Genomic DNA, 13,079 nt, shown 5'->3' with positions numbered 1-13,079 from the left:
CCCGGCTCACCGCGTACCGAAATCGCTGTTTGGGTGAACGAAAGCGTCGTCCTTCGTACCGAAAGAGTTTCCTCGGCGTACCGGAAGAGTTAGAGAGCGGCGCGCGCGGCGCGCAAGCGACGCAGCGTGCGCTCCCGGCCGAGCACCTCGATCGATTCGAAGAGCGGAAGGCCCACCGAGCGTCCGGTGACCGCGACCCGGACCGGCGCCTGGGTCTTGCCCAGCTTCAGCTCGCGGGCCAGGCCGACCCCCTCGAGCGTGGCCTTCAGCGGCTCGGCCGACCAGTCCTCGAGCGCCTCGAACGCGGCCGTCGTCGCGTCCAGGATCTCGGCGGCGTCGCCCTTCATCGCCTTGGCCCAGGAGGCCTCGTCGCGGACCGGCTCGTCGAGGAAGAGGAAGTCGACGTAGTCGACGATCTCGGAGAGCACCGCGATGCGGGTCTGGGCGAGTGGGGCGACCTCGGAGAACACCCGCAGGTCGAAAGCGGCCGGGTCCCACGGCGGGGCCGGGATCGTGTCGGTGCCCTGCAGCCAGGGCGCGCAGCAGGCGGCGAACTCGTCCGGCGCGAGCGCGCGGATGTAGTCACCGTTGAAGGCCCGGAGCTTCTTCACGTCGAAGAAGGCCGGCGCGTGGTTGACCTCCTCGATCCGGTATTCGTCCTCGATCACCGACCAGGGCACGATCTCCCGGTCGCCGGACGGCGCCCAGCCGAGCAGCATCAGGTAGTTGCGCATGGCGGCGGCCAGGTAGCCCTCGTCGCGGTAGGACTCCAGGGCGACCTTGTCGCGGCGCTTCGACAGCTTCTGCCGCTTCTCGTTGACGATGACCGGGACGTGGCCCCAGATCGGCGGGGTGTGCCCGAGCGCCTCCCACAGCAGCTGCTGCTTGGGCGTGTTGGGCAGGTGCTCCTCGGCCCGGAACACGTGGGTGATCCCCATGGTCACGTCGTCCACGACGTTGGCCAGCAGGAACAGCGGGGATCCGTCGCCGCGGGCGATGACGAAATCCTCGATCAGCCTGTTTTCGAAGGTGGGCTTGCCGCGGACCAGGTCCTCGACCACGGTCTCGCCCTCGTCCGGGGTGCGGAAGCGCAGCGCGCGGCCGTCGCCGGGGCCCAAATTCTTGTCGCGGCAGAAGCCGTCGTAGCCGGAGTGCTGGTTGCCGGTGCGGGCGATGACGTCATCCCGCTTGCAGCCGCAGTAGTAGGCCTTGCCCTCGCCGTAGAGGCGGGTCGCGGCGGCGGTGTGGTCGGCGGCGTAGGACGACTGGTAGTAGGGGCCTTCGTACGTCCCGCGCTCGATGCCGATCCAGTCGAGCGCGGCGATGATGCCTTCGGTCCACTCCGGACGGTTCCGGGCGGCGTCGGTGTCCTCGATCCGGAGCACGAAGACACCCTCGTGCTGCTGGGCATAGATCCAGTTCTGCAGCGCCGAGCGGGCGCCGCCGACGTGGAACATGCCGGTCGGGGACGGGGCGAAACGTACGCGAACAGTCACCCGACCAGAGTACCTAGGCGACGGATTTGATTTTCAGCACGGCCAGGGCTCCGGCCAGGCTGGTTATCGCGGTGAGCACGAACAGCGTCGGATAGCCGCCCAGGAAGGCGACCACGGGGGCGGCCAGCACCGGGCCGAGCGCCTGGGACACCGAGGGGGCGATGTTGATCACCCCGATGTCCTTGGCCCGGTCGGCGGCGGCCGGCAGGACCTGGGTGACGACCGCGGTGTCCACCGCCAGGTAGACGCCGAACCCCGCGCCGAACAGCACCGCCGCGACCATGGCGACGCCCCAGGTGGGCCAGATCGCCAGCAGGGTGGCGGCGACGGCGATCACCACGCCGGACCAGACCACGAAGATCTTGCGCTTGCCGGCCCGGTCGGAGAGCCAGCCGCCGAGCATCGCGGTGCCCACCATGCCGACCGTGTAGAGCAGGATCATGTAGAGCAGGCCGGTCTCCGGGTCGTCCAGCTTGACCGCGTCGGTCAGGAAATACAGCAGGTAGAGCGTGCCGAGCGCGTTGCCGAGCATGACCAGGAAGCGGGTCACCCAGGCCCAGCCGAAGTCGGGGTTGGCGCGCAGGTCGACCCGGAACGCCCGGAACGAGAAGCGCGGGACGACGGTCTCGCCGAGCGGGTCGTCCGGGGTGCGCAGCACGAACGGCGCCACCAGCAGGAGCAGGCCGATCGCGATGATCAGGTAGCCCGGGGGCGGGGTGGTGACCACCGAGGTGACCAGGACGGCGCCGACCACCAGGCCGAGCGCGACCGGCATGCCGATCCAGCCGGAGACCAGGCCGCGCTGGGTGACCGGCACCCGGTCGGGGACCGCGGAGGTCAGGGTGGCCAGCATGACGTTGATGCCGATGTTGGCCAGTGCCCACCCGACGGTGATCCAGAAGAGGTTGGGCGCGATCGAGAGGACGAGCAGGCAGAGGAAGGTCAGCAGGGCGCCGCCGGCCGTCCAGATGTGCCGCCGGCCCCACTGGCGGCCGAACAAGCGCAGCCGGGTGCGGTCGGAGAGGGCGCCGGCCAGCGGGTTGACCACCACCGCGACGATCGCGCCGATGCCGGTCACGATGCCGAGCCAGAGCTCCTTGTGCGCGATGCCGAGGTCTTCGATCTGCTCGGGCAGCAACACCTGAAGCGGTGTGTAATACGCCATCCAGAGGCCCAGATTGGCGGCGAAGAGCAGGCCGATCCAGGTGCGCCGGACGGCCACGACGGGTTCGGACAGTGCTGGAGTTCCCTTGGCTCTGCCGGTGACAGCCATCGAGTCTCCTCTCCGTAGCGAAGAGCTTACGGAATGTCAGACAGCTTGACGAGAGGCTCTTGAGGGGCATACTTTACCGACTAGCTAATTAACCGGAGGGTGAAATGGGCAAGGTAGTCGCGGTCGAATACACCACGCTCGATGGCGTCTTCGAGGAGCCGTCCTGGAGCGGGCCTTATTTCAACGAGGAGCTGTCCGGGTGGCAGGCCGGCAACCTGCGCGAAGCCGACGCGCTGCTGCTCGGCCGCAAGACCTACGAGGGCTTCAAGGCCGCCTGGCCGCAGATGGAGGAGGCCACCGGCGACTTCGGCGTCAAGATGAACTCGATGCCCAAGCACGTCGCCACCACCACGCTGACCACCCCGGAGTGGAACGCGAGCTTCATCGCCGGCGAGGTCGCCGACGCGGTGGCCAAACTGAAGACCGAGCCGGGCACTCTGCTGATCAACGGCAGCGCGAGCCTGGTGAACTATCTGACCAGGCACAACCTGATCGACGAATATCGGATCATGGTCTTTCCGGTGGTGCAGGGAGAGGGGCGCAAGCTCTGGGACGACGGCACGAAGATCGCCTTGACGCTGGCCGACTCCTGGAAGACCGCGAGCGGCGTCGAGGTGGTTACGTACGTGCCGGCCTGAGGTGGCCACCGATCAGCTCAGCGTCGTCTTCGGCGCGCTCGCCGACCCGACCCGCCGGGCGATCCTGGGCCGGCTGGCCGACGGGCCGGCCACCGTCAACGAGCTCGCCGAGCCGTTCGACATCACCCTGCCGGCCATCTCCAAGCACCTCAAGGTGCTCGAACGGGCCGGCCTGATCTCCCGCGGCCGGGAGAAGCAGTGGCGGCCCTGCCGCCTGGAGGCCGAGCCGTTGCGCGCGGCCACCGAGTGGATGGGCCGGTACCGGCAGTTCTGGGAGTCGAGCTTCGACAAGCTCGACGATCACCTGCGGACGTTGATGAAGGGAACGGGGCAGTGACCGACGAGGAGATGACCTTCCGCGAGCTCGACATCGTGCGTGTCTTCGACGCGCCGCGCGAGCTGGTCTGGCGGGCCTGGACCGACCCCGGCCAGATCTGCCGGTGGTGGGGACCGGCCGGCATGCACACCCCGCGCAGCACGATCGAGCTCGACCTGCGCCCGGGCGGCGTCTTCCGGCTGACCATGGTCACCGACGACGACGGCGTCGAGTACCCGTCCGACATGCGGTTCACCAGGGTCGAAGAACCAGAATTACTTGAGTACGAGTGGGACGGCCAGCGCGGCATCGGGGGCGGCAAGTCCACGATCACGTTCACCGACCTCGGCGGCGACCGGACCGAGATGACCAACCATTTCGCCGGCTACCTCACCGACATGATCCAGAGCTACATGCTGCTCGGCACCAACCAGCAGTTCGACAAGCTCGGCGAGTTCGTGGTCGCCCGGCTGCGCTTCATCCGCTGAAACGCTCCGCGGACGGCGATGGGCCCCAACCGTCGCCGGTGGGGCCCATCGTCCGATCTTCACCGGATCAGCTGTCGCCGCCCGTTTCGCCGACCGGCGCCGCGGTGACGTCGTCGATCGCGTACTTCTTGGCCGCCTCGGCCGGCACGTGCGCGGGCACCTTGCCGCGCAGCGCCAGCTGGCGCAGCGTGGCCACGGCCACCGACTCGGCGTCCACGTGGAAGTGCCGGCGCAGCGCGTGCCGGGTGTCGCTCATGCCGAAGCCGTCGGTGCCCAGCGACGTGTAGTCGTTCGGCACCCAGCGCGCGATCAGGTCGGGCACCGCCCGCATGAAGTCGCTGACCGCCACGGCCGGGCCCTCGGTGCCCTCCAGCTTCTGCTGGATGTACGGCTTCCGCGGCTGGTCGCCCGGGTTGAGGAGGTTGTGCTCCTCGATCGTGACCGCGTCGCGCCGCAGCTCGGTCCAGGAGGTCACCGACCAGACGTCGGCGGCCACCCCCCAGTCCTGGGCCAGCAGATCCTGAGCCTTCAGCGCCCACTGCATGCCGGTGCCGGACGCCAGGATCTGCGCCTTCGGGCCGTTGGCCGCCGGCGCCGCACGGTACCGGTAGATGCCCTTGAGCAGGCCCTCCACGTCGACACCCTCGGGTTCAGCGGGCTGGAGAATCGGCTCGTTGTAGATGGTGAGGTAGTAGAAGACGTTCTCCTGCTTCTCGCCGTACATCCGGTGCAGGCCGTTCTCCATGATGTGCGCGATCTCGAACGCGAACGCCGGATCGTACGACACCACGGCCGGGTTGGTGGCCGCGATCAGCAGCGAGTGACCGTCCTCGTGCTGCAGGCCCTCACCGTTGAGCGTGGTGCGGCCGGCCGTCGCCCCGAGCAGGAAGCCCCGGGTCATCTGGTCGGCGGCGGCCCACAGCTCGTCGGCGGTGCGCTGGAAGCCGAACATCGAGTAGAAGATGTACAGCGGGATCATCGGCTCGTCGTGCGTCGCGTACGACGTTCCGGCCGCGATGAAGCTCGCCGTCGACCCGGCCTCGTTGATCCCCTCGTGCAGGATCTGGCCGTTGGTCGCCTCCTTGTACGACAGGAAGAGCTCCCGGTCGACCGAGGTGTAGGTCTGGCCGTGCGGGGAGTAGATCTTCTTCGTCGGGAAGAGGGAGTCCAGACCGAACGTACGCGCCTCGTCCGGAATGATCGGCACCCAGCGGGGGCCGAACTCCTTGTCCTTCATCAGGTCTTTCAGAAGGCGGACGAAGGCCATCGTGGTCGCGACCTTCTGCTTGCCGCTGCCCCGCTTGACGTCGCTGAACGCCTTCGAGTCGGGGATCGCCAGCGACTTGTGCTTGGTGCGCCGCGACGGGATGGACCCGCCCAGCTCACGGCGCCGCTCCAGCATGTACTGCATTTCGTCGGACTTCTCGCCCGGGTGGTAATAGGGCGGGAGGTACGGGTTTTCCTCGAGCTGCTTGTCGCTGATCTCCAGGTAGAGGCGGTCCCGGAAGCCCTTGAGGTCGTCCAGGGTCAGCTTCTTCATCTGGTGGGTCGCGTTGCGGGCCTCGAAGTGCGAGCCCAGCGTCCAGCCCTTGATCGTCTTGGCGAGGATCACGGTCGGCTGGCCGGTGTGCTCGGTGGCCGCCTTGTACGCCGCGTAGAGCTTCTTGTAGTCGTGGCCGCCGCGCTTGAGGTTCCAGACCTCGTCGTCGGACATGCCCTCGACCAGCTTGCGGGTGCGCGGGTCACGGCCGAAGAAGTTCTCCCGGACGTACGCCCCGGACTCGCCCTTGTACGTCTGGTAGTCGCCGTCCGGCGTGACGTTCATCAGGTTGACCAGCGCGCCGTCGGTGTCCGCCGCGAGCAGCGGGTCCCACTCCCGGCCCCAGACGACCTTGATGACGTTCCAGCCGGCGCCGCGGAAGAACGACTCCAGCTCCTGGATGACCTTGCCGTTACCGCGGACCGGGCCGTCGAGACGCTGCAGGTTGCAGTTGATCACGAAGGTGAGGTTGTCGAGCTCCTCGCGGGCGGCCAGGCCGATCGCGCCGAGCGACTCGACCTCGTCCATCTCGCCGTCGCCCAGGAACGCCCAGACGTGCTGCTGGCTGGTGTCCTTGATGCCGCGGTTGTGCAGGTAGCGGTTGTAGCGCGCCTGGTAGATCGCGTTCAGCGGGCCGAGGCCCATGCTGACCGTCGGGAACTCCCAGAAGTTCGGCATCAGCCGGGGGTGCGGGTACGACGGGAGGCCGCCGCCCGGGTGGGACAGCTCCTGACGGAAACCGTCCAGCTCATGGGTGCTCAGCCGGCCCTCGAGGAAGGCGCGAGCATACATGCCGGGGGAGGCGTGGCCCTGATAGAAGATGTGGTCGCCGCCGCCGGGGTGGTCCTTGCCGCGGAAGAAGTGGTTCATGCCGACCTCGTAGAGGCTGGCGCTCGACGCGTAGGTCGAGATGTGGCCACCGACCCCGATTTCCGGGCGCTGCGCACGGTGCACCAGCATCGCCGCGTTCCACCGGATGTACGCCCGGATGCGGCGCTCGACGAACTCGTCGCCGGGGAACCAGGGTTCCTGCTCCGGCGGGATCGTGTTGATGTAATCCGTGGAGGTCAGCGGGGGCACGCCGACCTGTCGCTCCCGGGCCCGCTCGAGCAGGCGCAACATAACGTAACGGGCTCTCTTGGCGCCGCGTTCGTCGATGACTCCGTCGAGGGACTCGACCCACTCGTTTGTTTCCTCAGGGTCGATGTCCGGAAGCTGGCTCGGCAGGCCATCGCTGATTACCGGGCGCTTGCGCTCCGTGGCCACAGGCAATCCTCTTGATCGGGTGGAAGGAACCGGGCGGCTCATTGTGTGAGTCGCTCGGAGTTGACTCCATCCTGCCCCCTCGCGGTGGGCATCGTCACGCGTACCCGGGGTGTCCGCGATCCGGGACACACGTACTGAGCAGTAACTTTCGGCGCATCGATGAATCAGCCGGCGATGAAGCTGAACCTCACCTGGCGGGTCGGGTTGTCGCCGTTGGGGTCGACCAGGCAGATGGACTGCCAGGTCCCGAGCGCTATGCGGCCGTCGATCACGGGGAGTGTCGCGTACGGCGGGATCCAGGCCGGGAGCACATGGTCGCGGCCGTGCCCGCGGGAACCGTGCCGGTGCCGCCACTTGTCCTCGGCCGGCAGCAGGTCGTCGATCGCGGTCAGCAGATCGTCGTCGGAGCCGGCTCCGGTCTCGATGATCGCGAGGCCGGCCGTGGCGTGCGGGACGAAGACGTGCAGCAGTCCGTCCGCTTCGGACCGCACGAAGTCGGCGGCCTCGGCCGTGATGTCGCGGACGACCGGCGACCCGCCGGTCCGGACGGTGATCACTTCGGTGCGCATGGGCCGAGTCTGCCAGCCGCATTAGCACACAGGTCCGGGCGGGCGGCACCCCATTAGCCGGTTCGAGCCTGATTTACCCCTGAAATGGCTACCTTGTGGGGGAATCAGTCTTGCCCGGGCCGTCAGGTCTTCGGGACTAACCGCGGGGGTGGAAGTAGTGCAAGTAGTAGCGCCGCAACAGCGGCGAAAAGTCTCCAGGTGGGCAACAGCGGCTGCGGGCGGCCTGCTGGCGGTGGCCGGGGTTCTGGCGAACCCCAGCCCCGCGGCGGCCGCGGCGCCCGGAACGCCGACCGCCGCCAACGCGGTCGCCGGACGCCGCGCGATCCTGGTGTCCTGGACCGCGCCGGCCGGCGGGGCCGGCCACTACGTCGCCGCGGCCGGTGGCCAGACCTGCGCCACGGCCTCGACCAGCTGTTCGATCCCCAATCTCACCGCGAACCAGGCGTACACCCCGACGGTCATGGCCTGTACGAGCGCGACGCTCACCGACAACACCGAGTGCTCGGCCGCGGTCAACGCCACGTCGGCCACGCCCGGCCCGCCCGGAACTCCGGGTGCGCCGACCGTCGCCTTCAACGGCGACCCCACCAAGGTGACGCTGAAGTGGACCGCGCCGGATCCCGGCGCCGGTATCGACTCGTACCGGATCACCGCGTCGCCGTCGGACGGGCTCACCGGGTCGTGCGGCTCGCTCGTGTCCGCGACCACCTGTGATTTCGCCGGTCTGACCGCCGAGTCGTCGTACACGTTCAAGGTGACCGCGATCGGTGTGAACACCAGCGCGGGAACCACCGGAACGTCCGCGGCGGGGGCCTCCTCGGTGGCCAAGGTCGCCGGTAAGCCGCACACGCCGGCCAAGCCGGCCGTGGCCCGGGCCGGCGACAACGCCGTCACGGTGAGCTGGAGCAAGCCCTCGGGCAACCAGGCGCTCTCCGGTTACATGGTGACCACGGCGACGACCAACGGCGCGAAGCTGCCGACCGTGTCGACGTGTATCCCCGGCCCGGCCGACACCGAGTGTGTCGTCGGCGGGCTCGATCTCGGCGGGTCCTACACCTTCACGGTCACCGCCAACGGGGAGAACCCGGGCGGCGGCTCGTCCGAGCCCAGCCCGGTCTCGGATGCGATCGTCCCCGGCAAGCCGGGCACGGTTGCCATGCCGACCGTGGAACTCGGTGCCGTCGCCGGTGCCGTCACGGTCTACTGGGACGCGCCCGAGGGCGGCACCGTGGCGAGCTACACGGTGAGCTCCCAGCGGACCGACAACGGCGCGGCGCTGCCGGACTGCACCACGACCACCAAGACCAGCTGCGACTTCACCGGTCTGGTGAACGGCAAGGCCTACCAGTTCCAGGTGAAGGCGACCAACGCCGCCGGCACGACCACCTCGGAATGGAGCGCTGCGATCGTCTCGCAGCTGCCGGACAAGCCGGCCACGCCGACCGCCGCGCTGGGTGACGCCACCGGCAAGGTGGTCCTCAGCTGGGCCGCGAACAGCACCGGTGGGCCGGTCATCTTCTACCGGGTGACCGCGACGCCGGCGACCGGCACCAAGTACGGCACCAACGCCGCCGGGTGTGGCTTCAACCTGACCACCCCGAGCTGCACGATCACCGACCTGGACCCGGCCGTGTCCTACACGTTCAAGGTGACCGCCGTCGGTGACCTGGGATCGGTGGACTCGGACGCCAGCACGGCGATCATCCCGAACAAGCCCGGCGTCCCGACGACGGTGGCCGTGGCCCTGGGCGGCATGCCCACCGATGCGGACGTCACCTGGGCCGCCCCGGCGGCCGGTGCCGGTGCCGTGGCGAGCTACACGGTGACCGCGACCCCGTCCGACGGCAGCGCCGCGGTCGTGGGCTGCCCGGCGACGTCGTCGGCCACCACGACCTGCTCGTTCAGCGGCGCGACCGCGCTGGACCCGGCCAAGTCGTACACGTTCAAGGTGACGGCCAAGAACACCGCCGGCACCACGGACGCCACCGCGACGCCGCTGGCGTCGGACGTTCCGAGCGCGCCGCTGACGCCCAGCGTCGCCCTGCAGGCCGACACGCCGGGCGCGGTGGATGTGACCTGGACCGCGTCGGCCTCCGGCACGGTCACGCGTTACATCGTCAAGGCCACCCCGACGGACACGAGCACGGCACCCGCCGACTGCAAGACCGACGGGGTCACCCTGACCTGCGCCTTCACCACCCTGGACACGTCGAAGAAGTACACGTTCACGGTGCGGGCGGAGAACATGCTCGGTGGCACGAGCGCGGCCCCGACGGCCGCGGTGCAGCCGGACAAGCCGGGCGTGCCGACGTCGGTGTCGGCTGCCGCCTCCGCCGAGAACCAGGCGACGGTGACCTGGCTCGCGCCGATCACGGGCGGGGCGGTGGAGACCTACACGGTGACCGCCGTCGACTCCGGCGACGACGAGACCGTAGGCTGCGACGCGGTGTCGGCGGCCACGCTGACCTGCATCATCGCGGGCCTGGACCCGGGCGAGCTGTACACCTTCCGGGTCGACGCGACCAACAACTCCGGCATCAATTCGGCCGGCACCACCACGGCGATCCTGCTCGACAAGCCGGCCGCGCCGGGCGGCGTGACGGCCGTGCTGGGCGACGCGCCGGGCAAGGTGACGGTCAGCTGGACCGCGCCGGCCGACGCGGCGGTGACCGGCTACGAGGTGAAACCGGCCTCCACCGACGGCACCGCGGCGATCCCGACGACCTGCGCGACGGTGGCGGCGACCGCCCTGTCCTGCACGTTGACCGGGCTGAAGCTGACCGCGCCCTACACCTTCACCGTCGTGGCGACGAACAGCGTGGGCGCCGATGAATCGGGCCCGACGACCGCGATCGTTCCCGACAAGCCGGGCGCGCCGGCCACCGTCACGGCGGTCCGGGGCAACGCGGACGGCAAGGTGACGGTCAACTGGACCGCGCCGGGCTCCGGTGGCGCCGTGGCGACCTACACGGCCACCGCCACCCCGTCCGACGGCACTACCGCGACGGTCGGCTGCGACAAGGTCTCCTCGGCCACGCTGACCTGTGACTTCACCGGTCTGGTGACGACCAGGTCGTACATCTTCAAGGTCGAGGCGACCAACAATGCCGGCGGCATGTCGCTGGCCACCACCACGGCCCTGATCCCCAGCAAGCCCGACAAGCCGGCCAACGTGGTCGTCTCCGTGGGCTCGCCGGGCTCGGCCACCGTGACCTGGGGCGCGCCGACCGGCGCGAACCTCACCACCGGCTGGGTCGTCACGCCGACCTCGTCGGACGGCGGAGCCACGCCGAACCCGGCGACCTGCCCGGTGGCCGCGTCGGCCGACCGGACCTGCACGTTCACCGGGCTGACCACGACCGCCTCGTACACGTTCGTCGTTCAGGCGACCAACGAGGCCGGCTCCACCAACTCGGACACGACCGCTGCGGTCGTGGCGAACAAGCCGAACCCGCCCGCCGCACCGACCACCGAGGTCACCGCGGGGGACACGGTCCGGGTGACCTGGCTGCCGCCGTCCAGCGGCGGTCCGGTCTCGAAGTACAGCGTGAACGCCTACACGACCGGCGCGCCGGACACTGCCATCACGTCGCCGGCGTGCACCGACGTCACCGAGCTCACCTGTGACTTCGGTCAGCTGCTCGAGACGAACACGTACACGTTCCGGGTGGTTGCGAGTGGCACCGGCGGTGACACGCCGGGTGACCGTAGCAAGACCGTCACCACGGCCGGTCCGCCCAAGCCGGCTGCTCCCACCGTGGAGCTGAGCGGCACGAACGCAGTGAAGGTCACCTGGGTCGCGCCGACCGGCGCCGGTCCGGTGCGGAGCTACTCCGTCACCGCCTCGCCGGACATGAGCGCGCCGGCCCGTTGCACCAGCGTGCGCGTGCTGACGTGTGTCTTCGACCGGCTGCGCAGTGGCACGGCGTACACCTTCCAGGTGCTCGCCAACGGCACGGCCGACCGCTCCACCGCGAGTGACGCGTCCGTGTCGATCATCCCGGGCCCGCCCGGGATGATCGCGGCGCCGACCGTCGCGGCCACCAGCACCGCCGGTCAGGTGACCGTCAGCTGGGTCAAGCCGGCGACCGGTGGCGCCATCACCGGCTACAAGGTGCTGTCCAACCCGGGCGGCCTCGACTGCGCGGTGCCGGCCTCCGACACCGCCACCTCATGTGTGGTGTCCGGTCTTGACGCCAAGACCAGCTACACCTTCCAGGTCAAGGCCATCGGCAAGACCGGCGGCGGCGACTCGGAGTTCAGCCCGGCATCCGTGGCCATCGTGCCCGGTGCGCCGGCCGTCCCGACCGACGTCGTGGTGTCGGGCGGCGATCGTCAGATCGACGTGTCGTGGACCGCGCCGACGGACGTCACGCGGGTCGACCACTACAGGGCGGTGACCACGCCGGGGGGCTTCTCCTGCGAGACCACCATCAGCACCGACACCGAGTGCCTCATCAACGGCGTGTCGAACCTCGCGGTCTACACCGTGACGGTGAGCGCGGTCGCGAAGGACGGCACCCTCTCGCCGGCGAGCGTCTCCTCGCCGCGGGTGCGGCCCACCGCCGGACGGCCGGGCAGCCCGACCGCCGTGGCGGCGACCGTCGGTGACGGTCAGGCCGTGGTGACCTGGACGGCGCCGGCCATGGTCGGCAACGGCATCGCCCGGTACGTGGTCACCGCGGTCAACACGGCCGGCGATCGGAAGATCTGCATCACGCCGACCGGCACGCCGACGACCTGCACCGTCACCGGCCTCACCAACGGCGCCGCCTACACGGTGACCGTGGCGAGTATCGGCCTGGGGGCCAGCGGCTACTCGGACGCCAGCACGCCGATCACGGTCACCCCGAAGGCGCCGCCGGCCGTGCCGAGCGGCGTCACCGTGGTCGCGGGCGTCAAGGCCCTGACCGTGTCCTGGAAGGCGGCCACCTCCACCGAGGGGCTGGCCGGCTACACGGCCACCGCCACCAACGGCGCCACGTCACCGGCCTGCACCGCGGTGGCGACCGCCACCTCCTGTGCGATCACGGTCGCCGCGGCGGGCCCCTACACGGTGTCCGTGGTGGCGCGGGGGACGACGACCGGGCTCAACTCGGCGCCGAGCACCCCGATCGAGGCAACCGCCCTGACCGCGGTCGCGCCGGCGCAAGCGACCACGCTGCCGACCAGCGGGGGCACGCTGACCCTGTCGTCCAGCACTGTCAAGGTGGGCGGCACGGTCACGGTCACCGGCATCGGGCTCGCCCCGTACTCGGGGGTCAGCTTCGCCGTCTACACCCCGACGCTGACCCGGGTGACGACGACCGCGGTCACCGACTCGAAGGGTGGGTTCACCGTCGAGGTGGCGCTCCCGTCCACGGTCACGGCCGGGTCGAGGACGCTCGTGGCGGCCGCGCAGACGTCGGCCACCAGCACCACCACCAAGTATCTGACCGGCGCCATCACGGTGTCCGCGCCTCCGAGCACGCAGTAGGGAGGCAGATCTGACGG

General features: G+C 69.7%; 8 protein-coding genes. 4 read left to right on the top strand and 4 right to left on the bottom strand.

The annotated features are described in order from the left end of the window. Positions 1–89 precede the first annotated feature (89 nt). Together gltX and Adu01nite_RS29640 are read right to left on the bottom strand one after the other, a co-directional pair. Positions 90–1,496, bottom strand: a complete 1,407-nt coding sequence (gltX, locus tag Adu01nite_RS29645; protein ID WP_203731513.1) for a glutamate--tRNA ligase — start codon at positions 1,494–1,496, stop codon at positions 90–92. A gap of 13 nt (positions 1,497–1,509) precedes the next feature. Then, entirely contained in the window at positions 1,510–2,769 is a 1,260-nt protein-coding gene (locus tag Adu01nite_RS29640; RefSeq protein ID WP_203731511.1) for an MFS transporter, read from the bottom strand. Between the two features lie 104 nt (positions 2,770–2,873). On the opposite strand from Adu01nite_RS29640, the gene Adu01nite_RS29635 reads away from it, so the two are divergent. The 3 genes from Adu01nite_RS29635 to Adu01nite_RS29625 are packed head-to-tail and all read left to right on the top strand — an operon-like array spanning position 2,874 to position 4,211. Further along, positions 2,874–3,407, top strand: a complete 534-nt coding sequence (locus Adu01nite_RS29635) for a dihydrofolate reductase family protein (protein ID WP_203731509.1) — start codon at positions 2,874–2,876, stop codon at positions 3,405–3,407. 1 nt (position 3,408) lies between these two features. Beyond that, entirely contained in the window at positions 3,409–3,744 is a 336-nt protein-coding gene (locus tag Adu01nite_RS29630; RefSeq protein ID WP_203731507.1) for an ArsR/SmtB family transcription factor, read from the top strand. Further along, positions 3,741–4,211: an SRPBCC domain-containing protein gene (locus Adu01nite_RS29625; RefSeq protein WP_203731505.1), complete on the top strand. Its 471-nt coding sequence runs from the start codon at positions 3,741–3,743 to the stop codon at positions 4,209–4,211. Before Adu01nite_RS29630 ends, Adu01nite_RS29625 begins: the two co-directional genes overlap by 4 nt. Positions 4,212–4,278: 67 nt before the next feature. Here Adu01nite_RS29625 and aceE read toward each other — a convergent pair whose 3' ends face one another. Beyond that, positions 4,279–7,017: a pyruvate dehydrogenase (acetyl-transferring), homodimeric type gene (aceE, locus tag Adu01nite_RS29620; RefSeq protein WP_203731503.1), complete on the bottom strand. Its 2,739-nt coding sequence runs from the start codon at positions 7,015–7,017 to the stop codon at positions 4,279–4,281. Between the two features lie 164 nt (positions 7,018–7,181). Continuing rightward, entirely contained in the window at positions 7,182–7,586 is a 405-nt protein-coding gene (locus tag Adu01nite_RS29615) for a YjbQ family protein (RefSeq protein ID WP_203731501.1), read from the bottom strand. Positions 7,587–7,818: 232 nt separating this feature from the next. Here Adu01nite_RS29615 and Adu01nite_RS29610 point away from each other — a divergent pair, with 232 nt between their 5' ends. Then, entirely contained in the window at positions 7,819–13,062 is a 5,244-nt protein-coding gene (locus Adu01nite_RS29610) for a fibronectin type III domain-containing protein (protein WP_203731499.1), read from the top strand. Positions 13,063–13,079 lie beyond the last annotated feature (17 nt).

This window comes from Paractinoplanes durhamensis, assembly GCF_016862175.1.
GTDB lineage: Bacteria > Actinomycetota > Actinomycetes > Mycobacteriales > Micromonosporaceae > Actinoplanes > Actinoplanes durhamensis.
This window is presented reverse-complemented; position numbering and strand designations above follow the sequence as displayed.

Coding starts and splice junctions, on each gene's coding strand:
- Adu01nite_RS29635 (WP_203731509.1), top strand. CDS start 2,874: ATGGGCAAGGTAGTCGCGGTCGAATACACCACGCTCGATGGCGTCTTC.
- Adu01nite_RS29640 (WP_203731511.1), bottom strand. CDS start 2,769: ATGGCTGTCACCGGCAGAGCCAAGGGAACTCCAGCACTGTCCGAACCC.
- Adu01nite_RS29615 (WP_203731501.1), bottom strand. CDS start 7,586: ATGCGCACCGAAGTGATCACCGTCCGGACCGGCGGGTCGCCGGTCGTC.